Source organism: Ectothiorhodospira lacustris, assembly GCF_022227785.1.
In the GTDB taxonomy this organism is placed as follows: Bacteria; Pseudomonadota; Gammaproteobacteria; order Ectothiorhodospirales; family Ectothiorhodospiraceae; genus Ectothiorhodospira; species Ectothiorhodospira lacustris.
Genome location: NZ_JAJNQM010000061.1, coordinates 1 through 21,233, shown reverse-complemented (window position 1 = coordinate 21,233; position 21,233 = coordinate 1). Strand labels below are relative to the sequence as shown.

General features: G+C 53.3%; 21 protein-coding genes. 9 read left to right on the top strand and 12 right to left on the bottom strand.

Annotation, left to right across the window (positions count from 1 at the left end):
• The 7 genes from fliB to LQ952_RS11680 form a co-directional block, all read right to left on the bottom strand.
• Positions 1 to 507, bottom strand: a 507-nt coding sequence (gene fliB, locus LQ952_RS11710) for a flagellin lysine-N-methylase (protein ID WP_238622823.1), incomplete at its 3' end; no start/stop codon positions are given.
• A 32-nt stretch (positions 508 to 539) separates the two neighbouring features.
• Positions 540 to 995: a flagellar export chaperone FliS gene (fliS, locus tag LQ952_RS11705; protein WP_238622822.1), complete on the bottom strand. Its 456-nt coding sequence runs from the start codon at positions 993 to 995 to the stop codon at positions 540 to 542.
• Positions 996 to 1,078: 83 nt separating this feature from the next.
• Entirely contained in the window at positions 1,079 to 2,509 is a 1,431-nt protein-coding gene (gene fliD / locus LQ952_RS11700) for a flagellar filament capping protein FliD (protein ID WP_238622821.1), read from the bottom strand.
• Positions 2,510 to 2,617: 108 nt separating this feature from the next.
• Positions 2,618 to 3,025, bottom strand: a complete 408-nt coding sequence (locus tag LQ952_RS11695; RefSeq protein WP_238622820.1) for a flagellar protein FlaG — start codon at positions 3,023 to 3,025, stop codon at positions 2,618 to 2,620.
• A gap of 97 nt (positions 3,026 to 3,122) precedes the next feature.
• Positions 3,123 to 3,965, bottom strand: coding sequence for a flagellin N-terminal helical domain-containing protein (locus LQ952_RS11690; RefSeq protein WP_238622819.1), 843 nt, complete (start codon positions 3,963 to 3,965; stop codon positions 3,123 to 3,125).
• A gap of 850 nt (positions 3,966 to 4,815) precedes the next feature.
• Complete coding sequence (locus tag LQ952_RS11685) at positions 4,816 to 5,211, bottom strand: DUF8042 domain-containing protein (protein WP_238622818.1); 396 nt, start codon at positions 5,209 to 5,211, stop codon at positions 4,816 to 4,818.
• Positions 5,211 to 7,235, bottom strand: a complete 2,025-nt coding sequence (locus LQ952_RS11680) for a motility associated factor glycosyltransferase family protein (RefSeq protein ID WP_238622817.1) — start codon at positions 7,233 to 7,235, stop codon at positions 5,211 to 5,213. The genes LQ952_RS11685 and LQ952_RS11680 overlap by 1 nt, the downstream gene beginning before the upstream one ends.
• A gap of 134 nt (positions 7,236 to 7,369) precedes the next feature.
• Between LQ952_RS11680 and pseB the strand changes: the two genes are divergently transcribed.
• Genes pseB through pseI form a run of 9 tightly spaced genes read left to right on the top strand, consistent with a single transcriptional unit; the run spans position 7,370 to position 15,386 of the window.
• Positions 7,370 to 8,389, top strand: coding sequence for a UDP-N-acetylglucosamine 4,6-dehydratase (inverting) (gene pseB, locus LQ952_RS11675; protein WP_238622816.1), 1,020 nt, complete (start codon positions 7,370 to 7,372; stop codon positions 8,387 to 8,389).
• A complete protein-coding gene (gene pseC, locus LQ952_RS11670) occupies positions 8,386 to 9,543 on the top strand; it encodes a UDP-4-amino-4,6-dideoxy-N-acetyl-beta-L-altrosamine transaminase (RefSeq protein ID WP_238622815.1) in 1,158 nt (385 codons plus the stop codon). Before pseB ends, pseC begins: the two co-directional genes overlap by 4 nt.
• Positions 9,540 to 10,244, top strand: coding sequence for a pseudaminic acid cytidylyltransferase (pseF, locus tag LQ952_RS11665; RefSeq protein ID WP_238622814.1), 705 nt, complete (start codon positions 9,540 to 9,542; stop codon positions 10,242 to 10,244). The genes pseC and pseF overlap by 4 nt, the downstream gene beginning before the upstream one ends.
• 30 nt (positions 10,245 to 10,274) lie before the next feature.
• A complete protein-coding gene (locus LQ952_RS11660; RefSeq protein ID WP_238622813.1) occupies positions 10,275 to 10,892 on the top strand; it encodes a pseudaminic acid biosynthesis-associated methylase in 618 nt (205 codons plus the stop codon).
• Positions 10,889 to 11,575, top strand: coding sequence for a PIG-L deacetylase family protein (locus LQ952_RS11655; RefSeq protein ID WP_238622812.1), 687 nt, complete (start codon positions 10,889 to 10,891; stop codon positions 11,573 to 11,575). The genes LQ952_RS11660 and LQ952_RS11655 overlap by 4 nt, the downstream gene beginning before the upstream one ends.
• Positions 11,572 to 12,663 (top strand): UDP-2,4-diacetamido-2,4,6-trideoxy-beta-L-altropyranose hydrolase, encoded by a 1,092-nt coding sequence (pseG, locus tag LQ952_RS11650; protein ID WP_347402077.1) that lies wholly within the window; start codon positions 11,572 to 11,574, stop codon positions 12,661 to 12,663. The genes LQ952_RS11655 and pseG overlap by 4 nt, the downstream gene beginning before the upstream one ends.
• Before the next feature lies 1 nt (position 12,664).
• Positions 12,665 to 13,249, top strand: coding sequence for a UDP-4-amino-4,6-dideoxy-N-acetyl-beta-L-altrosamine N-acetyltransferase (gene pseH / locus LQ952_RS11645; protein ID WP_238622810.1), 585 nt, complete (start codon positions 12,665 to 12,667; stop codon positions 13,247 to 13,249).
• The gene (locus LQ952_RS11640) at positions 13,246 to 14,319 is read left to right on the top strand and encodes a GNAT family N-acetyltransferase (RefSeq protein WP_238622809.1); all 1,074 of its coding nucleotides are present in this window, start codon (positions 13,246 to 13,248) and stop codon (positions 14,317 to 14,319) included. The genes pseH and LQ952_RS11640 overlap by 4 nt, the downstream gene beginning before the upstream one ends.
• A gap of 8 nt (positions 14,320 to 14,327) precedes the next feature.
• Positions 14,328 to 15,386 (top strand): pseudaminic acid synthase, encoded by a 1,059-nt coding sequence (pseI, locus tag LQ952_RS11635; RefSeq protein ID WP_238622808.1) that lies wholly within the window; start codon positions 14,328 to 14,330, stop codon positions 15,384 to 15,386.
• Positions 15,387 to 15,758: 372 nt separating this feature from the next.
• On the opposite strand, the gene tnpC is transcribed toward pseI, so the two are convergent.
• From tnpC to LQ952_RS11600, 5 genes are all read right to left on the bottom strand, one after another.
• Entirely contained in the window at positions 15,759 to 17,399 is a 1,641-nt protein-coding gene (gene tnpC, locus LQ952_RS11630; protein WP_238622807.1) for an IS66 family transposase, read from the bottom strand.
• A 59-nt stretch (positions 17,400 to 17,458) separates the two neighbouring features.
• Positions 17,459 to 17,824 (bottom strand): IS66 family insertion sequence element accessory protein TnpB, encoded by a 366-nt coding sequence (gene tnpB / locus LQ952_RS11625; protein ID WP_238622806.1) that lies wholly within the window; start codon positions 17,822 to 17,824, stop codon positions 17,459 to 17,461.
• A complete protein-coding gene (gene tnpA / locus LQ952_RS11620) occupies positions 17,821 to 18,201 on the bottom strand; it encodes an IS66 family insertion sequence element accessory protein TnpA (protein WP_238622805.1) in 381 nt (126 codons plus the stop codon). Before tnpA ends, tnpB begins: the two co-directional genes overlap by 4 nt.
• 202 nt (positions 18,202 to 18,403) lie before the next feature.
• Positions 18,404 to 20,296 (bottom strand): flagellin N-terminal helical domain-containing protein, encoded by a 1,893-nt coding sequence (locus tag LQ952_RS16065; protein ID WP_274522006.1) that lies wholly within the window; start codon positions 20,294 to 20,296, stop codon positions 18,404 to 18,406.
• A gap of 357 nt (positions 20,297 to 20,653) precedes the next feature.
• A partial coding sequence (locus LQ952_RS11600; protein ID WP_274522005.1) for a flagellin occupies positions 20,654 to 21,233 on the bottom strand: 580 nt, incomplete at its 5' end.

Here is a 21,233-nt window from a genome sequence, read left to right as displayed (position 1 = left end):
GGTCTTGCGTTCCTGGTCAAAATCCAGAATGAAACTGAACAGATGGCGCTCAGTCATATCGATATCTGTTTCCAGAAAATCAATCCCCTGCGGCCTGAGTAACGCGGTTTGTGCGGCCAGGGGACAGGAAAAACTCAAAAACCGCTCCAGGGGAAAGCCCTTGATGAAGGCCGTGGAACGAGGATAGATCATGCAGACATTACACAAATGATCCCCGCCCAGTTTCTGCTGTATGCCGCAGAACTTTTCCGGCGTCAGAAAGGCGCATTGTCCCTTCTTCTTGTCCAGTACCAACTTGCCGTAATCCTGCTCATGGGTCTGTTTGCGGTTGCGCTTGAAATGTTTCTTGATCAGGGGCGCCAGTTCCCGATCCCGAACAGCCCGGATGCGCTTAAAATGCAACTCATCCACATGAATGCCCCAAGTACCCTGACAGCAATTGTCGGGGCAGTTGGGGCCGTCACAGCGAAAATCCTGCAGATAACTGGGTACAAGTGCTCGGGTCATGAAGGGAATCTCCCGCCGGCAATGTTCAGGGCTTACCGGCCTTCGCCACCGGAAACTTCCACCGGAACGGCCTCCTCGGCCACCGGCGTGTTCAAGTGGGCATGGGGGTTTTTGCGGACTTCCAGAGGAATGGATTTCCAGGCGTCCCGGATCTCCGCCAACAACTGGGACACCTCGTCAATGATTTCCACATCATCCCTGGCATTGGCCATCACCAGCCGGCGCTGCATGTAGTCATACAGAGCATCCAGGTTCTGGGCGATCTCACCCCGCTCCAGATCCAACCCGCCCCGTAGACCACCGATGATGTCGAATGCCTTGCCGATCAGCTTGATCTTGGCGGGCCGGTTGCCATGCATGACGGCACCCCGCGCTTGGGCCAGACGATCAATTCCGCCATCAAACAGCATCTCGATCAGACGATGGGGGTCCGCGAAGGTGGCGCCTGCGGCACCTACCTGCTGATATTGATTGATCGCTTTATGCATGGCCGTCCTCCCGGTCAAAAGACTCGAAACATCTTAACGCTTATGACCCCTTATCGGCCAACACCACACAATCTGAAGACTCACTAACGGCGGCTAGCCCGCGTATTGGCCTGCATCAGAGACATCTGATTGCTCAGGAAGTCGCTGGTCTGGTTCATTTGCGCCACCATGGCGTCCATCGCGGAAAATTGGGAAATCAGACGGGCCTCAAGTCGCTCCATGCTGTAATCCATGCGCTCCCGCTGGTCCTCGATGCCCTTCAACTGTTTTTGCAGGCTGTCGTTACGGGAATTGATGGGACTGTCATTGCCGGTGAAGTTGTTGACGAAGTCCCCCAGCCGCTTTGCCAGGCCGTGCTCATCGTCGGTGAAGAAGCTGACCAAGGCTTCCCTATCCTCCGACAGGCGCTGGGTCAGACGTGTCTCATCAATCTTGAGCGTACCATCCTTCTCGGTACCAATGCCCATGTCCGCCAGGATTCTCACCGGACTGTCCGTCGGCCCCACCGGATCACCGATGATCCGGTACAACTGGGTCTGTGCCGAACGCAGGGTGGCATCCCCGTTGAGCAGGCCAGCGGTATTGGAATCCTTATCAAAGGCCCCCAAACGGGAAAACTCTTCCAGCAGCGTATTGTAAGCCTTGACGAAATCTTCCACCGCCGTGCGGGCAGCGCCCTGCTTCTCGTCCACGATGACCCGGCTTTCGCCCACGCTGGACAGGGTCAAAGTCACGCCATCAATGGCATTGGTGATCTCGTTGGTGCTGCGGGTCACCGCCATGCCATCAATCTCAACCCTGGCATCCTGGGCCTGCCGAAGCAGCGTGAAGCCGCCGTTGGTTTCGGTCTGAGCCACACCGGACATATCCGCGGCAAAGTTTTCGATCAGGCCGCCGCCGGCATTATTCACGGCAATCCCCGTCACCGCATTGGCCTCTCCGGTCTGGGCAGAGGTCAGAATCATGCGGGGACCACTGCCGTCATCCACCACGGACGCCGTCAATCGGCTGGACTGACTATTGATGGCAGCTGCCCAATCATTGAGGGAAGACGGCGAGCCATTGGCAATGGAGATGGTTTCAGAGCCACCTCCATCGAAACTGAAGATCATCTCCCCGGACCCCAGGGCCGTACCCGAGGCGGAAAAGTCCGTCACACCGGAAAACATGTCCGACCGGGTCACCATCCGCTGGGCCTGGGCCAGATTGATCACGTTCACATCATAATTGCCCTGGGGTGCCGTGCTGGTACCTGTGGCCGATACCACCCCCTCATTCGTCACCCGGGTATTGATCTGACGGAAAGTTGACGCTTGATTCAGTTTACTGGCCGCATCGCCGAAGGTTGCAAGGGCGCTTTTGAGCCTGCCCAATCCCGACATCTGCTCCTTGATCCGGGTTTCGCTCCGCTGGATCTGCATCTCCCTGGGCTTTCGCTCGGCAGCCACCAACTGATCCACCAGACCCCGGATATCAATCCCGGAACCCACACCCATTGCGCTGATTGTTGACATCACGACCTCCCGGCAATCGCAAAGCCCCAACTCGAGGGCAAACGACCACCTCTTTGCATGGCTTTACATGGAACACTTCCGGGCAAAAAACAAGCAATAAAAATGCCATTAAGCCTGCTCCTTGACCAGGAGGCCCTCTTTCACTTCCTCCAGATGTGCCACCATGGCCAGAAATTCCTCCGGCGGCACCTGCCGAATCAACTCCTGTGTATGGCGATCAAGCACCTTGACGATGGTTCGACCCGTATCATCATCAATGGAAAATTCAAGATCCCGCTGGATGACCTGGACAAAGTCATTGATCTGCTCCACGGCCGCATCCAGGCTACGGGCATCACTGGGATCGAATCCGCCGCGGTCGCCGCCTCCCTTGGCATTAGCAGAAGGGACATCGGGTGGGGTGCGTTCAACGCTGACCGCCTGGACCGGCAAACTGCCGCCGCCCGGCGATGGTGTGCCGGCTCGGGATGCCGACCGATCCGCGGTGTGCAGCATGGGGCTGGTGTGAATATCCATCTGTCATCTCCTTCCCCGATGGCGGGAAGCAAGGGAAAGCTCGGGGGGGGAAGCCCCGAGCTTTCAGTAAGCAGGCAGGGTCCTGCTCAGTCTACCATCATTGCAACAGGGACATGATGCTATTGGGATTCTGGTTCGCCTGGGCCAGTACGGAAGTCCCTGCCTGCTGCAGTATCTGATACTTGGTCAGATTGGCCGTCTCCTGGGCAAAGTCCGCATCCACAATCCGGGAACGGGAGGCCGATAGGTTTTCTGCTGTGTTAGTGATGGTCATCACGGCGGATTCCAGGCGGTTTTGGACGGCACCCAAATTGGCGCGGTAGCTATTAACGGCAGACAAGGCATTGTTAATTGTTGTAATTGCAGCCGAAGCACCGGCACTAGTTCCAACTGTCTCTGTTTTAATATTTACGCCGGCAACTGAGGCGGTGGTAAAACCCTTATTAAATTGGAAACTAATTATTTCACCGCTATTGGCGCCAACTTGGAATTTCACTGTACCAGGTGAGCCACCACCAGTGCTGAGAAGAACATTTTTCCCATTAAACTGGGTCTGACTGCCCACTCGACCAATCTCCAGCCTCAGGGCGGAGAACTCGGCCTGCATAGCTTGACGATCTCCTGCTCCATAAGTACCGTTAGCAGACTGCACCGCCAGTTCTCGCATGCGCTGGAGGTTGGCCGTGATCTCTTTAAGGGCGCCTTCTGTGGTCTGAATCATGGACACACCATCATTGGCGTTACGGGCCGCCTGATTCAGGCCCCGGATCTGGGCTGTCATCCGCTCGCTCACCGCCAGACCCGCCGCATCGTCCTTGGCCCGATTGATCCGCAGACCCGAGGACAGGCGCTCGAAAGTCTGCGTCATCTTCCCCTGGGTGATGTTCAGATTACGCTGGGCATTGAGGGAAGGAACATTGGTGTTGAGTACCTGTGCCATGATGACTCTCCTGATTGCGGACAAGCGTCATACCGCTTGTCGTTGGTAACGAAACCTTTGGGCTCAAGGAGCGGCTGGGTGTTGCCTGAACCGGCATAATCTTGCCGCTCTCAAACCCGTTATCGGCGGCCGAGCGGCAAGCTTTAGCCTTTAAGCGGAAATTTTTTTCCGCCTTTGCCGCCCGAGGGCAAAAGGTAGGGTGCAAGACAGACACAATCTTGCCCCCAGCCCCTCGGGCAGGGGCCGACTCATTACTAATGCAGGATTAATTCAGACGGGAGGGAGGAGGTTCTTTCCAGGCCGAAATTCAGAAGGAAACATAAAAAAATCATAGGGATATACAGGGGGGGGGGCTAGAGCCTGGAGTTGCCGTGGTGGGAGCGGGGTCGCCGGGTGACTGTGGGTGAGCAATCGACCACAGCTCCCCACAGAACCACAGCCGTACTGCCGGTGTAGCACTGCAGAATCGGAGGGCAGTCCTCCAGGATGACCGGTCGACCTGTCTGCTCCACCAGCCAGCGGTGTAGGTGGACGCATCCGGGCGTTGCCCAACCCATCGAGCAATTCATCTCTGCGTGACGCTTGCTTTTTCCGTGACCGGTCGGCAAGAGGTGCGATCCAGTCCCACCACCTCTGTCACTGCACTGAATTTCCTTCCATCGCTGCCTCGAATGTCGTCATCAGCGACCTTGTCCGGCGGCGACGGCGGATCGATCGACGTTTTTTCAACGCATCGGTCTTACCGCCCTCCACGCATCGGCTGGTTCCCAACCGGATAACTGCTGCTCGGCCCAGGCCGTCAGAACCCGGGCGGCGTTTTCGTCCCACGAGAGTACGCGCCACAGGGGCACTAATGATGTCTAATTTTATGCAATACCTGACCAATGATTTCTTTCATGGCCTCAAATAAAGGCATCACTTCATACTCCATGATGTCCGCGATAAGAACCTGATCCTGATTTCTGCTACCCTCCACCATTTGCGATATGATAAAACTGATATCCTTTTCAAACTGGGCAAAATGACCTGCCATTTCAGGATATCCTGAAGCGACCAGATGCTGCATGGAATGACTGTATTGGCTCAGCCAACCCAAACCTTCCACGGCCTCTCCAACGTCCTTAATATTGTCTTCATTATGGAATTCACGAGTGGAGACAATCAGTTCTTTCAGCGCCGGCATGGCCCTTTCCAGATATTTTTCAGCTTCTTGAGTGGTCAAGATAACCGCTTCTTTGTCGTTCATTATATACCTTCCTTACCAATCTGATTCTTTCGCAAAACCTCCACAGTCTCATCAAGTACAGAAATGACGGACTTGCAAGCCTGCACAGTATCTTGGTAGAAACCAATATTTAAATCAAGCGCCTTGAAGCGATCTGGATCAATATCCAGGACTGGGATATCATTCTCCCCCTCCGACTGATCTTGATGAAGCTTTTCTTCATCCATTTCCTCAATTATCTGCAAAACACCATACCTTGAGGACCCAGTGAAAGACTCGATCAACCATTTTATATGAGGGTCAAGCTCACGAAATTTGTCATACAAATATTGAAGATTTAACCTTTCCAACTCAATGGAACAGGAATCATCAGAAAAATCATCACCACCCCACTTCATTTTCAATTTTTTTGAGGTATCCACAATATCTTCTGCAATATCTTTGGCGTCATTCAAATGACTGATCCAGTCAAGCAAGACATTCAGAGCCTTTTGGGTATGATTAATATTAGAATTTAGACATGACCATAAATCATCAGGATCAATGGTTTCTTCAGCGCTCAGAGATTCAAGCACATCCTGCAATGATCGCTGCTCCGCCCCCTCTATTCTTGCGCCCCCTTCCGTTGCATTGATGAATTCAATATCGGGGTATACAGAAATAATATCTTCAAACGTCAAACGAAAGACATCCATTTGAACATTGGTTTTTACCTTCCCACCATAATAACCAGGCACATCAACAAGCTCTTCGTTAAGACCCTCATGATCCCTTAAGAAATGAAATTGGGTATGAGTGATATTATTGGTATAGGCTAAGTCCTGCCCTACCAGAATGATGGGGTTCGCTCCCATTCTTATGGCGAAATTAAACGCAATATGAGAAACCGTGCCGCCACCGCTCAATACTCCTTTCCGCTCTGAAATCAGCTCAATTAAATCATCAATGGCATCATAAGACGAAGAAAATATCTTCTTGCCTGAAAAACCTTTTACCACTCCCCTGTTGGTCGCTGTATCTGCCAATAGCCAATTCCCTTTGCATACTTGTCCTTCAAAGGACTTCTGACTCAAATCCTGAGGATCAACTGCAGCCACAATATGAGGCTCAATACCTGCCATAGAAAGACTTTTCCAAGCGGAACCTACGGCGACCATCAACACTTTATTTCTATATTTTTCTAATAAAGGTAATTGCTTATCAAGTGAAGGACCGGCTGAAATAACAATGACCGGTTTGCCGCGCCACTTTCCGTCAAACTCGTTAACCCCTGAGGACATCGAGATATCAGGAATATTTCTGATGATGTTGCTAGAAAAAAGATGCCCCATTCCAATTTCTGTATTCATCAATACTCGGTTAGAGAAAAGCCTGCCTCTCAACTGAAGGACAAAGTCCTTGCAAAATCCAAAATACCTCCTGAACAAGGCGGGATGCAGAATAATTTTCCAATTCACTGCATTGATGGAATAGACAGATTGTGCGACACCATAGGCAGCATCGCTTGATCGCTCATCTACAAAAATAGATACCGCCTCGTTGCTGATAAATTCTGAAAAATCTCTTGATTTTAAAGCCATAAAAAAATCTTTCTTGCTCGGCTGCACCAAAATCATTTTTTGATTTTTTTCCAGTCTTGGCAGTATGGAGTCAAAGCAATAGCCCAACCCCATTCCTATCACGATAAAGAATTTTATTCTAATGCGATTTTCTTTATTTTCTTCTTGTTGATTGACTTCTCTATCAATTACTTGATTCATTTCACGGATTGGATCATAAGCGCTGTGAAGATAATATTCTCCATTTTCATCCCTTGCTTTCAGAGTAGGCTTCCCTTTTTTTCCATCCACTAAAAAAAGGTCATCAGGCAACTCACCTAGATTCAAGCGAGTTATAAAATGCGGATTGCGCGCATTGAATGCCGCAACATTTTTATCAAAAATATCTTCTGACATTAATTTAAATCCTTTGGCAAAATGAATTTTAATCAGGCTTTTCCAGAAAAATATCCGCAAATAAAGTGTCGTAAAATAATCAAAAATCATGCCAATCAAAAAGCTTTCACATGCAAAGCTTCAGAATAAAACGATTGGCACCCTCAGCTGAAGAAATAAATTGTTTTTCTATCGCCAAAACTATCCTATACTAGGAAAATACCCTTTAAATAATCCAGACCATTATGCTCAACAACACATCTATGCTTATTACCGGTGGGACCGGTTCTTTCGGCCAAGCGTTCACCCGAACCGTTCTGGAAAGGTACCCTCATATCAAACGCTTGGTGATCTATTCCCGTGACGAACTCAAGCAGTTTGAAATGGAGCAGATTTTCAGCCCACAGGAACACCCCAGTCTACGGTATTTCATCGGTGATGTCCGTGACAGGGACCGGTTACGACGTGCACTACACGGCATCGATATCGTGATTCATGCTGCCGCACTTAAGCAAGTTCCGGCCGCTGAATACAACCCCTTTGAATGCATTAAAACCAATATCCTTGGTGCTCAAAACCTGGTGGAAGCCTGCTTCGATAACGACGTCAAGCATGTGGTGGCCCTGTCCACCGACAAGGCCGCTGCGCCAGTCAACCTTTATGGAGCCAGCAAATTGTGCTCTGACAAACTCTTCACCGCGGCCAACAACATCCGTGGTCGTCAGAATATCCGGTTTTCCGTTGTACGTTATGGAAATGTCATGGGCAGTCGCGGCTCGGTCATCCCCTTCTTCCTGGAAAAACGAAAGACAGGTATCCTGCCCATCACGGACCCCGGCATGACTCGATTCAACATCACCCTTCAAGAAGGTGTGGATATGGTGCTTTGGACGCTGGAAAACGCACAAGGTGGTGAGATTTTTGTTCCAAAAATCCCTAGCTACCGCGTCATTGACGTAGCACAAGCCATTGGTCCGGACTGCGAACACTCTATAGTTGGTATCCGCCCTGGAGAGAAAATCCACGAGGAAATGATCACTTCCAGCGATAGTTATCATACAGTCGATCTTGGGCGTTATTTCGCCATTCTCCCCATGACCAGCACATATACACGTGAACAGTACTGCGAAAATCATGATGCCCAGCCTGTAGAGGCGGGTTTTGCCTATAACAGTGGGACGAATGATGACTTTCTTGATGTGGAACAAATCCGGGCTTTAATCCGCATGCATATTGATCCCAATCTACCCGACATGATTCCATGATTCCTTACGGCTGCCAACATATTACCGAAGAAGATATCCAGGCGGTGGTCGATGTACTGCATTCGGATTGGCTCACCCAGGGTCCGATGGTACCCCGTTTTGAACAGGCTGTTGCTGATTACTGTGGAGTAGCCCACGGCGTAGCAGTCAACAGCGCAACCAGCGCCCTGCACATCGCTTGTCTTTCCTTGGGTTTGGGTAAGGGTGATTGGCTATGGACCAGCCCAATCACCTTTGTCGCTTCAGCCAACTGCGGACTTTACTGTGGTGCACAGGTAGACTTTGTAGATATCGATCCGCTCACATACAATATGAGTTCCGAGGCGCTGGCTAAAAAATTAGCCATTGCTGAGCGCAAGGGTAACCTTCCCAAAATTGTGGTACCGGTTCATATGTGTGGACAATCCTGTGACATGACTGCTATTCATGCGCTGAGCAAGCATTACGGCTTCAAAATCATTGAGGATGCTTCTCACGCCATTGGTGGGAGTTACAGGCAAGAGCCGATAGGATGTAGTCGCTACAGTGATATTACGGTGTTCAGTTTCCACCCAGTGAAAATCATTACCACTGGCGAGGGAGGTATGGCAGTCACCAATAACTCTAAACTCGCCGAACACATGAAGCGTCTGCGCTCTCATGGGATCACTCGCATCCCAGAGCAAATGACACATATTCCGGATGGCCCATGGTATTACCAGCAGATAGAATTGGGATTCAACTACAGAATGACAGAATTACAAGCCGCTTTAGGGAAGTCACAACTGGAGCGAATTGAAAAAATCGTTTACCGACGCACTGAATTGGCGATGCGTTATGATGAAATGTTGACTAATCTCCCTTTAACTACACCTTGGAAGCATCCAGATTGCCAGTCTTCGCATCATCTTTATATTCTGAGAATTAAGCCTACCTCAGATGTTTCGCGCAATCGATTTTTCCATCATTTATACAAAAATGGAATTGGTGTAAATGTCCATTATATCCCTGCACATACTCAACCATGGTATAGATCCATGGGCTTTCGTGAAGGTGATTTCCCTGAGGCCGAGGCTTATTACCGTGAGGCAATTAGCCTGCCACTATTCCCCACGCTAACAGACCAAGCTCAGGAAGAGATTATTCACTTAATAAAGAAGGTGATTCAGTCGTGAATATATGCATTATTCCAGCCCGTGGAGGCAGCAAGCGTATACCCCGAAAGAACATTAAGAACTTTTGTGGCAAACCAATAATTGCTTGGTCGATAGACGCTGCAAGGGAAAGCGGCGTTTTTGATCACATTATCATTTCCACGGACGACGATGAAATTGCAGAAATTTCTGTATCCTTAGGTGCTGAAGTTCCTTTCCGTCGACCTGATTCGCTTTCAGAAGATCACACCGGAACGATGGAGGTTATCGCCCATGCCACAGATTGGTCAATCAATAATGGATGGACCATTAATGCAGTGTGCTGTCTTTATGCGACAGCCCCATTCGTGCGCTCATCAGACATAAATAAAGGCCTTAATATCCTGAATCAAGATCAATGGGACTTTTGCTTTACCGCAACTGAATTTTCTTCTTCTATATTCCGTTCGTTCAGACAGACTCCGGAAGGTGGCGTTGAAATGTTTTTCCCGGAGAATTTTAACAAAAGATCTCAAGATCTTCCGCAGTCACTGCATGATGCGGGACAGTTTTATTGGGGTAAACCTGACGCTTGGTTAAAAAAAAATAAATTGTACGGGCCTAGCAGCAAGCCATTGATTATTCCTAGATGGCGCGCACAGGACATTGACACCGAAGATGATTGGATCATGGCTGAATTAATGCAAAGATATGGCCTAATTAAAAATGCTCATAAAAATTAATATTTAATATGCAACGATCAGGAATAAAAAATGAAAAAAATTGAACAAGACTCTTTTTGGGCTGGAGATTTTGGAGATAACTATTTAGTAAGAAATAATGGCGTGGAAATGGTTTCATCAAATATCGCCCTGTTCAGCAAAGTTATAAGTAGAACCAATAATATTAATTCTGTTATTGAGTTTGGCTCAAACATTGGGCTCAACTTGACTGCGATACAAAGCATCATACCAAGTGCAACTATTTCTGCCGTTGAGATAAATGAAAAGGCCATCCATGAGTTGAAGAAAAGAATGCCAGAAGCAGAAGTTTTTGAAGGCTCAATTCTTGATTATAAACCCCAAAAAAAGCACGACCTTTCCTTCACAAAAGGATTATTGATACATATAGCACCTGATCAAATTAAGAAAGCATATGAAACCATCTATAAGAGCTCTAAAAAATATATTTTTTTAGCTGAATATTACAATCCGACACCCTTGGAAGTTAGTTATAGGGGGTATTCAAATAAGCTTTTCAAACGAGATTTTGCCGGCGACATGATGAATCAATTTAAAGATTTAAAACTCGTTGATTATGGCTTTATTTATCATCGAGACTCAAATTTCCCTCAAGATGATGTCACTTGGTTTTTATTAGAAAAGAAATGATTTACAAAAACGTTCTAATCATTGCAGCTCATCCAGATGACGAGTCCATTGGTGCTGGAGGGACATTGGCTCGCTGGGCATCGGAAGGGGTCAATGTACATACTTTATTTATCGCGGATGGCGTGGGTTCCCGCCATGGAAAATCAATCGAAGTCACTGAACTCAAATCCCGGCGCAGAGCTGCCAAGATGGCGCTGGATATTTTGGGCCTAACTAACAAGCCCACTTTTTTTGATTTTCCCGACAACAAATTGGACACCATACCACTTCTGAAAATTGTCCAATCCATCGAGTTCATGATTCAATACATAAGGCCAGATACTGTACTGACTCACCATGCCGGTGACCTGAACATTGACCATCGCCGGGTGCATCAGGCGGTACTAACCGCCTGTCGGCCGCAGCCAGGGCATCCGGTACGCCAACTGCTGTTTTTCGAGGTGGCCTCCAGCACCGAATGGCAAACACCCGGCAGTGGCCCGACATTCATGCCCAATGTCTTCATCGACATCAGCGACACCATGGACCGCAAACGAGCAGCCCTGTCCGCCTATGAGTATGAATTGCGACCTTGGCCTCATGCCCGTTCCATTGATGCCGTTGAGCACCTGGCCCGCTGGCGTGGAGCGAGCGTCGGTGTGGCTGCCGCCGAGGCCTTTATGCTGGGCCGACTGATCCAATGATGAACATCGCATTCCGCGTTGATGCTTCCGTCGCGATCGGCAGCGGTCACTTGATGCGATGCCTCACTCTGGCCGATGCACTGAGTCGAAGCGGCGCCACGTGCTGGTTCATCCACCGCGAGCATGACGGGCACATGGCTGAACTCATCCGCGAACGCGGTCACAAGGTGGTGTTACTTCCGCCCCCAGGCCCCACTGAGGCTCCTGACAATGCGGACGAATACGCCCAATGGCTCGGTATTCCCCCCGAACGGGACGCCGAGCAGACCATCGTAGCACTGGATGGCTGCCGCCTTGACTGGCTGGTGGTGGACAACTACGCACTAGACACCAGTTGGGAGCAGCGACTGCGGCCTCACGCAGAGCGGATAGCTATCATCGATGACCTGGCCAATCGCTGTCACGATGCAGACCTTCTTCTTGATCAGAACTACAGCGCCGAGGGTGCGGCCCGTTATGACGGCCTGCTGCCTGCCACCGCCACTCGACTCTGTGGTCCTGCTTACGCATTGCTCCATCCAGCCTTTGCGGAGCATCGCAAGGCTCGGCAGCCTCATACGGGCAAGGTGGAGCGGGTATTCGTTTTCTTCGGCGGCACCGATCCCGACAACCTCACCGGCCAGGTCTTGACGGCACTGTTGACCCCTGAGTTCGCGCACTGGGCCATTGATGCCGTGGTCGGCGCCAACAACCCGCATCACGATGCGCTGAAAGCTCAGGCCGCCCGCAGGGGACAAACAATCCTCCACGGTCCCCAGTCCCATCTGGCTGATCTCATGGCCAAAGCCGATCTGGCCATCGGGGCGGGTGGCGCGACAACGTGGGAGCGCTGCTGCCTGGGCCTGCCCAGCGTGGTGGTGAGCATCGCCGAGAACCAGCGTCCAGCCTGCGAGGCATTGGCCGCAGACGGGTACATTGCATACGCAGGTCATCACGATCAGGTGACGGCGGAGAAGCTTGGCGCGGTGATGGCTACGCTGTCAGGAGAGCCAGAACGACTGCGACATATGGCCTTGATGGGGTGCGATCTGGTGGATGGCCTGGGTACGACGCGGATGACGGATCAGTTGATGGCAGGAGGCGGATAAAATGGCACTGAAGGGTCTCAGTACGCCCGAGGAACGCGATTTGATCCTGCCCTGGCGTAACGCGCCCGAGGTGCGGCGCGCCATGTACAGGCACCATGTGATCTCACCGGAAGAGCACAGTGCCTGGTTTGAGCGCATGCAAACCGATGCGCGTTGCCAGTGGTATCTGCACAGGGATGCCGAAGGCACGCCGGACGGCGTAGTCTACTTCACCGACATTGACACCGCACATAAAACGGCATTCTGGGGATTTTATGCTCGGCCGGGGGCGCCCGCCGGAACGGGTACCCGTATCCTCTACGAGGCCCTGAACCATGCCTTCGATGAATTGGGCCTGTACAAGGTAAACGGCGAAGTGCTCGATGGCAACTCAACCTCGTTGCACCTCCACAAGAAATGCGGCTTCAAGGTGGAGGGTACCTTCCGCGCCCAGCATTTCGACGGCGAACAACGAGTCGGCATCATTCGTCTTGGCCTGCTCGCCAACGAGTGGGCGACGCATCGTGAGATTATCCGCAGCCGCATCGAGCATTTCGATACTCTGAACGCGCAACACAAGAGTGTTCGTCACTCCACACCCTCATGAACCACGTCATCGCCACCTCAAGACCCTGGAATGAGATCATGGCTCGGCGGCTGGAGGAGAAAACCGGCCATCGCTTCCAACTCATCACCCGCAAGGAAGATCTCACGCCCGAGCGACTGGCAGAGATCGCACCACGCTATGTCTTCTTCCCCCACTGGTCGTACCTCATTCCGGACGCGATCCATTCGGCGCACGAGTGCGTTGTCTTCCACATGACCGACCTGCCTTATGGCCGGGGTGGCAGCCCATTGCAAAACCTCATCCAGCGCGGGCACCAGGAAACCATGCTTTCCGCCCTGCGCTGCGTGGCAGAACTGGATGCCGGGCCGATTTACCTGAAACGTCCGCTATGCCTCGAAGGGGCAGCCTCGGAGATCTTCCTTCGTGCCGCAGGCACTATTGAATCCATGATCGAAAACATCATCCGTGACGAGCCACAGCCCAAACCACAGGTGGGGGAGCCAGTGCCCTTCCGTCGTCGCACGGCGGTGGAAAGCGATGTCGCCCAGGCGCCGATACAGGATCTGAACGACTTCTTCGACTTTATCCGCATGCTGGATGCCGAAGGCTACCCACGAGCCTTCATCGACCTGCATGGCCATCGCATGGAACTCTCCCGGGTGCAACTGGAGCAGGACCGCCTGATCGGCACCTTCGTGATCCATCGCCAGCATATAATACCCGACAAAAACGGGGGGGGTATTAAGATGTTGCTGGATCGCTGCTATCCCAAACCGCCCCGCGATGTCTTCCAGCGCATGCTCGACCTCTACAAGCCGAGTGACCCGCTTTATACATTAGAACTCAATGGACACATCATTGGGATGGTCTATTGCGCCCGGCACAGCAAGGGCGGCCATCTGGAAAGTCTGGCAATCGACCCGGAGTACCGTGGATTGGGGCTGGCCAACCGATTGGTCGAGACCCTGATCCAGGACAATCCGGGCGCCATCACCCTGACGACGCGGATTCCCGAATTCTTTGTCTATCACGACTTTCGCGACGTTCATAGGATGCCGGACGGTTCCCTATTCATGGTGCGCATGCCAACCGAACAAGAAACAGGATAAGACACCACATGATCAGCCATCACAACGAAATCCGCATCGGCGACCGCCTCATCGGGCCCGATCACCCGCCATACATCATTGGCGAACTCTCTGCCAACCATAACGGCAGCCTGGACGGCGCACTGGCCATTATCGATGCCATCGCCGACGCTGGCGCCGACGCCGTGAAGTTGCAGACCTATACCGCCGACACCATGACCCTCGACTGCGACTACGAGGATTTCCAACTCCGTGAGGGGCCTTGGGCCGGGCACACCCTCTACGAACTATATCAGTGGGCCCACACCCCGTGGGAGTGGCACGAGGCGCTGTTTCAGCGTGGTCGCGAGCGGGGGTTACACGTCTTCTCGTCCCCGTTCGATCGTACAGCCGTCGACTTTCTGGAGCCATTCGGCCCACCAGCCTATAAGATCGCATCTTTCGAAATCGTCGACATCCCGCTGATTGAATACGTCGCAGGGAAAGGCCGGCCCATGATCATATCCACTGGGATGGCCACCCGCGTTGAAATCACGGAGGCTGTCGCCGCTGCCCGCCGTTCAGGTTGTCACGACCTCTGCCTGCTCCACTGTACCTCCGGTTATCCGACCCCGGCCGAAGAGGCAGACCTGCGTACCCTGCCGCATCTCGCTGAGTTCTATGGCGCCGTGCCTGGCCTATCCGATCACACCCTGGACTACGCCGTACCGATCGCTGCGGTGGCTATGGGTGCCTGCGTGATCGAGAAGCACGTCACCTTGCGGCGTGCAGATGGTGGGCCTGATGCCGCTTTCTCCCTAGAACCCGAGGAACTAGCGGATCTCGTCCACGACACCCACATTGCGTGGCAAAGCCTCGGAACTTTGCGCGATATTCCACGCAACAGCGAAGCAACCCAGCGTCCATTGCGCCGATCGCTTTATATCGTTGAGGATCTAAAGGCAGGTGAGGAGTTGGGTCCCAGAAATCTACGCGCCATCCGACCAGGCTATGGTTTGCCTCCCAAATACTACGATGTACTACAGGGCAAGCGCGTAACGCGTGACGTGGCCAAGGGAACGCCGGTGTCATGGGATTTTATTGGGTAGGACACATCTCGCACCTTTTTTCAGGCGCTGATCTGGGGAAGTTACTGGAAATATTCGCCGATTGCATGATGCTTATGTTCCATCTTGGATGCTGATGCGATCACTCCGTGAACGCGGAAATCCAGAGTGGACCTCCTCTGCTGTATTCCAGCTTACACGAGAATGACGGCAAATGATTCCGCAACGACAAGCGGCCACAAATAAGCAGAAATCGACGAATTTGTATTAAAAAAACCACTAAAAATAAAGTTATTAACCCGGCAATCAAAAAAATCACTTTAATTCATATCTACTTTCAGCAAAATCAGTAACTTACTGGAGGCGCGATGGATATGAATGGTATCCGTCCGGTAGCCCCCGTATAGCCAGCCGTCACTCGGTGCTGGCATGCTCCCCGCAACTCTGGGCCAGCGGTGCCCAGTGATAGGGCAGCAGTTCTTGGAGGCGATTGGCGGGATGATCCTGGATGCGCTCAAGCACATCGATCAGATAGTGACGGGGGTTCACCCCGTTCTGCTTGCAGGTCTCCAGGAGGGTGAGCAGGATGGCCAGGGCGTGACCGCCATTCTCCGAGCCGGTGAAGTTCCAGTTCTTGCGACTCACGCATACGCCGCGCAGGGCACGTTCGCCGCGTTTGTTGTCGGGCTCCAGGCGGCCATCCTCGGTGAAGCGCAGCAGGGCCTGCCAGTGGTTGAGGGTGTAGCGGATCGCCCCGGCGAACTCCCCCCGGGGAGGCAGGCTGGGCAGGATGCGGTCCAGCAGCCGACGCAGGCGCTTAAGGATCGGCACCGTGCGCCGCTGGCGTTCCTGCCGGATCAGCTCGGGATCATTGATCCCTTGCCTTCGCAGGCGCGATTCCACCTGGTAGATCGCGGTGATCAGCTTCATGATGAGATGCACGCGGCCGCGCTGCTTGTGTTTGCGGGCGATCTTTTCGAACGGGCGCCGGGCATGGGACCAGCAGGCACACCAGATCAGCGCCGCCTGGGTCCGTTCGGCATTGAGGTAGCCCGCATAGGCATCGGCTTGCAGATATCCCTGGTAGTCACGCAGGTGTTCCAGCGGACCTTCCTGGGATCGGTTGGTGGTGTAGTCGTAGAACACCGGGATGATGCCGTCTTCCCGCCCGCGGCCCAGGTAGAGCCACAGGCGACAGGTTCGGGTTTGTCGTCGACCCTTCTCCAGTTGCGGCACCGTGGTGTCGTCACTGTGCAACACCGGACTGGCCAGGGCATCCTGGCGTATGAGGTCGGCCAGCGGGGCCAGGACCGAGGCGGACAGCAGCACGTAATCGCACAGCCGCTGGCGGGGAACGTCATAACCATCCCGGGCCAGCTGCTGACTGATGCGGTTGAGCGGCAGGTGATCCGCGAACTTGCTGATCACGGTATGGGCCAGCAGGCTGGCCCCCACCTGAGCGCCGGGGATCGGCGGCGAGGGGCGTGGTGGGGAGACGATGGTGCGCTCCCCCTGATCACCCCGGATTGCATACTTGGGCACTTCATGGCGCTTGACGTACAGATGCCCGGGGGCGTACTCGAGGGTCTCGGTCACATCGACGCCGATCTCTTCCAGCGGGCCACCGTTCTGTGCCTCCAGCTGGGCCCGGGTTTCATCGTCGTAGTCGTAGCGCATCGTCTCCCGGGGCAGTTCCGGTGGCAGGGCACGGCGGCCCCGGGGCGGTTGGGTCTTGCGCCGTTTCGTCGGCGCCTGGGCGGCGGCCTCTTCTTCGTCCTGCTCGGGGGTGGGTGCCTCCAGCGGATGGAATAGATCCTCCTGGAGGTAACGGCCGCGTTCGGAGCTTTGCCCGAAGCGTTTGCGCTGTGCTTCAAGGACCTGGTCCTTGAGGCGCTGCAGTTGTTCGCTCAGTTCATTGACCGTGGACTGCAGCTGAACGAGCTGCTGGGACTGCTGCGTGATGACCTCATCGCGCTCTGCCACGGCGGCGCGAAGTTGAGACTCGCGCAGGTTGGGAGGGGGCGGCGGCAGGCCTTGTGCAGCGGTGTTCGACATGCCCGCATTTTACCATTCATGGCGCGCTAAGTGGCTGACTTATAGATAATAATTATCTATTAACCGGTGGCGGTGGCAAGGCATCGTGGGGGCATTTCCAGGCGCCGCCAGTCGATGCCCTCGAACAAAGCCTGCAACTGGCTGCGGGAGAGCCGAAACTCCTCCTCTGTATCACCCTCGGCGTGATGGGGCCACTTGAAGCGCCCCTTCTCCAGGCGCTTGTAGATCATCACGAAGCCCTGACCATCCCAGTACAGGGCCTTGAGCTTGTCGCCGGCCCGGTTGCGGAAGACGAACAGCTCGCCGCTGAGTGGATCCCGCTCCAGCACCTCAACAATCTCGATACACAAGCCATCGAAGGCCTTGCGGAAATCCACCGGCGCCACTGCCAGATGGATGGCCATCCCCGTGGGCCAGCCGATCATGCCTCCAGCACCTGCATGGCCCGTTTCAAGGTCTGCGCGCAGAACCCCGGATACAGTTCCAACCGTCGGCCATTGCCCAATGCCACGACCACCGGTCCAACCCCGGGCTGCAGCGACAGGGCCACGGGATCGGGCTTGTCCTCCACCGTGCGGACCGCCAAAAACCGCTGCGGCACGGCTGTCGGCTTCGAAGGCCCGCGCCCTGGCTCAGCCTCGCCCAGCACCCACTCCGGGTACCGCGCCGCCCATTGCGATAACTGGCGGGGCGTGACCCCATGCTGACGGGCGAAGGCCGCCTTGCTCTGGCCTGAGGCCGCCCACTGCTGGACCAGATCCTTCCAGAAAGCGCGCTTGCGCTGTCGGATACCTCTGCTCATCCGCCACATCCCCTCTATTGCTTGAGATCGTACCGGTGACGATGGAGGATCAGTGGGGACTATGGAATACGGGGGCTACCGGACAGGTACTATGAATGGTCGCCGGGTTAATGAAATGAAAGTTTTTTCATAAAAAACCGGGCAGATGCATCGAAGGCATCTGCCCGGCCCCTACCGCCGCTAAGGGTAGGTCCTGCCTGGATTAACTCTGCAGCAACTGCAGCACGCCCTGCGGCAACTGATTGGCCTGAGCCAGAACGGAGGTGCCGGCCTGTTGCAGGATCTGGTTGCGAGTCAGCTCCGCCGTTTCCTCGGCAAAATCTGCATCCTGAATTCGGGATCGGGAGGCGGAAAGATTTTCCGATCCGACTCGCAGGTTGGAGATATTGCTCTCGAAACGGTTCTGGATGGCTCCCATGATGGCGCGGGCGCCAGTGATTTGAGTGATGGCATAATCCACGGCCATCAGTGTCATGTTAGCTTCAAGGGTGGTCTTGACGCTGAAGTCATCGACATTGAAGGATCTGCTGGCGTTCCCCACGACAGGCGTCATCGCCCCACCAGCTCCACCGATATTACCTGGCGCACTGATGCTCACCTCAAAGGTGGTACCCAAAGCTGAGGTGAAGTTGATGTTCTTCCCATCATCGGATAGATAGGCAGTCACACCCGTGCTTTCGGTCTGGGCGTTGATCTGCCCCACTACATCGGACAGGGAACGGGCGCCATCCACAGTGATGGTTTGACTATTGCCGTCGGTGCCTCTGATATCCACGGCAAAGTTCATGGCGTTGCCAGGCTGTTCGAGGTAGTCGAAGATGCTATTATTGAAAGTATCGCTGTCGACTCCCAGTACTGAGGTGTTAATTCGTGCCTGGTTGTTGAAGCTATCCTTGATAGTCAGGTCGATGTCAACACGCTCACCCGAGTTGTTGAAGAAGATGAACTGGTTGCTGCCTTGGTCATAAATGACTTCGATGCCAGCAGTAGCTCCATTAATTGCCGTCTCCAAGGAGGATCGTAAGTCGTCTGTAGTCTCTACTCCAGCTGCAGGAGTAGTAGTGACATTCACTACTGACCCATTGACTCGAAGAGAAATATCAGTGGAAGGAATGGCGGGTGGGTTAGTGCCAGTTCCATCCCCAAAATTCAACATCCCAACACCCATTTCATAGAAACCGCTATAAGTAGCGATTATAGCAGGGTCAGATGTATCTAGGCTGGTAGCATTTGCACCCTCAATAAGGTTAACATCAACCTCAACCTCCCTCCCCGTACCATTCAGGAATAGGTAATTAGTACCATCCCATACCACTCGATAACCATCACCCGTGCCAGAACCATACTCTGCGTCTATAGCATTACGAATCTGTTGTTGAAGCGCTGCAGCAAGCGTATTTTCATCATTCGCAGCATCACCAGCAAGCAGTGTACCCCCTGCCGCCAATATCTGTACACCGTTGACAAAGAATCCATCAGTATCAATTTCAACACCATTAGATAAATCAAGACTACCATCAGCCATTGAATACCGCTCAAACCCAATCGCTCGATTCCCCAGGTTATCGGTACCAGCAATTACCGCTCCCAACTGACTACCACGGGTATCCAGTCCCGTCTGAAGGATGGTCTGACCGGAGTTGGCCCCCACTTGGAAGATGAGTTCTCTAAGGGTGCCGTCAAGGATGTTGCGGTTGTTGAACTGGGTGTTGTGAGCAATGCGGTTGATCTCCTTGATCGCCTGCTGCACTTCCTGATTCAATGCCTCCCGATCCGATGCGGAGTTGGTATCATTAAGGGACTGAACCGAAAGCACCCGCACACGTTGCAGGAGATTTCCGACTTCCATTAATGCGCCTTCCGCAGTCTGGGCGAAGCTGATGCCGTCATTGGCATTGCGGATGGCCTGGTTGAGACCGTTAATTTGAGAGGTAAAACGCTCGGCAATAGCCAGACCTGCGGCGTCGTCTTTCGCACTGTTGATGCGCAGTCCGGTAGACAGGCGCTGCAGCGTCGTCTGCAACTGACCCTGTGTAGTTGTCAGATTGCGCTGTGCATTCAATGAAGCGATGTTGGTATTGATGACCTGAGACATGATTAGGTACTCCCTAACTGTTAGCGGCGGTTAGTTCCGGACGCCTTTGCCGACATCGAACATATGCTGCGTTGTGGGCGTCTTGAATGAACTAAAGCAGGGAGCGTGCCAAATCTTTAAAAAAAACCAGCCCAACAAAAAAACCTTTTTTTTCAATTGATTACATTAAGAATCTGAATGAACGATGGCCTTCATCACTTCGTTTCGGTGCGCTGACTTTAAATAAAAAAGGCAGTTGATTGCCGAAAGCGGCAATCAACTGCCAGTGGGGTACTGCTCGCTCTGCAAAAGGCTGGCAGGCTTGGCCTGCATGAGACTCACCTGGCTACGGCCAGTGCGGGTATGGTGGAGATTGGATCAGTTCTGCAGTAACTGCAGCACGGTCTGGGGCAACTGGTTCGCCTGGGCCAAGACCGAGGTGCCGGCCTGCTGGAGGATCTGGTTACGGGTCAGTTCGGCGGTTTCCGCCGCAAAGTCTGCGTCCTGGATGCGGGAGCGGGAGGCGGTCATGTTTTCGGCCCCCACCCGCAGGTTGGCCACGTTGCTTTCGAAGCGGTTCTGGATGGCGCCCAGGACAGCGCGGAAGCCGGTGACCTGAGAAATGGAATAATCGACAGCCATCAGGGTTCTATTGGCCTTTTCCACCGTGGTGACGTCAAAATCATCCACATAGAAGGTGTCATTCGGGTGGGTGCCGGTCACTATGGGCTTGTTTTCCAGATTGGTGGTGATATCGACGGAGAAGCTCTTGCCGTATTCCGAAGTGAAGCTGATGTCCTTACCATTGGGTGTAAGGAAGGCAGTGATACCGGTTTCCGTGGTCCGAGCGTTGATTTGGCCGAGGATATCAGACAGGGAGCGGGCATCGTCGATCTTGATGCTGGTGCTGGTACCATCGATGCCGGTGATGTCCACCCGGAAATCCAGGCTGTTGCCG

Coding starts and splice junctions, on each gene's coding strand:
- fliS (WP_238622822.1), bottom strand. CDS start 995: ATGCATAAAGCGATCAATCAATATCAGCAGGTAGGTGCCGCAGGCGCC.
- fliD (WP_238622821.1), bottom strand. CDS start 2,509: ATGTCAACAATCAGCGCAATGGGTGTGGGTTCCGGGATTGATATCCGG.
- LQ952_RS11695 (WP_238622820.1), bottom strand. CDS start 3,025: ATGGATATTCACACCAGCCCCATGCTGCACACCGCGGATCGGTCGGCA.
- LQ952_RS11690 (WP_238622819.1), bottom strand. CDS start 3,965: ATGGCACAGGTACTCAACACCAATGTTCCTTCCCTCAATGCCCAGCGT.
- LQ952_RS11685 (WP_238622818.1), bottom strand. CDS start 5,211: ATGAACGACAAAGAAGCGGTTATCTTGACCACTCAAGAAGCTGAAAAA.
- LQ952_RS11680 (WP_238622817.1), bottom strand. CDS start 7,235: ATGATTTTTGATTATTTTACGACACTTTATTTGCGGATATTTTTCTGG.
- pseB (WP_238622816.1), top strand. CDS start 7,370: ATGCTCAACAACACATCTATGCTTATTACCGGTGGGACCGGTTCTTTC.
- pseC (WP_238622815.1), top strand. CDS start 8,386: ATGATTCCTTACGGCTGCCAACATATTACCGAAGAAGATATCCAGGCG.
- LQ952_RS11660 (WP_238622813.1), top strand. CDS start 10,275: ATGAAAAAAATTGAACAAGACTCTTTTTGGGCTGGAGATTTTGGAGAT.
- LQ952_RS11655 (WP_238622812.1), top strand. CDS start 10,889: ATGATTTACAAAAACGTTCTAATCATTGCAGCTCATCCAGATGACGAG.
- pseG (WP_347402077.1), top strand. CDS start 11,572: ATGATGAACATCGCATTCCGCGTTGATGCTTCCGTCGCGATCGGCAGC.
- pseH (WP_238622810.1), top strand. CDS start 12,665: ATGGCACTGAAGGGTCTCAGTACGCCCGAGGAACGCGATTTGATCCTG.
- LQ952_RS11640 (WP_238622809.1), top strand. CDS start 13,246: ATGAACCACGTCATCGCCACCTCAAGACCCTGGAATGAGATCATGGCT.
- pseI (WP_238622808.1), top strand. CDS start 14,328: ATGATCAGCCATCACAACGAAATCCGCATCGGCGACCGCCTCATCGGG.
- tnpC (WP_238622807.1), bottom strand. CDS start 17,399: ATGTCGAACACCGCTGCACAAGGCCTGCCGCCGCCCCCTCCCAACCTG.
- tnpB (WP_238622806.1), bottom strand. CDS start 17,824: ATGATCGGCTGGCCCACGGGGATGGCCATCCATCTGGCAGTGGCGCCG.
- tnpA (WP_238622805.1), bottom strand. CDS start 18,201: ATGAGCAGAGGTATCCGACAGCGCAAGCGCGCTTTCTGGAAGGATCTG.
- LQ952_RS16065 (WP_274522006.1), bottom strand. CDS start 20,296: ATGTCTCAGGTCATCAATACCAACATCGCTTCATTGAATGCACAGCGC.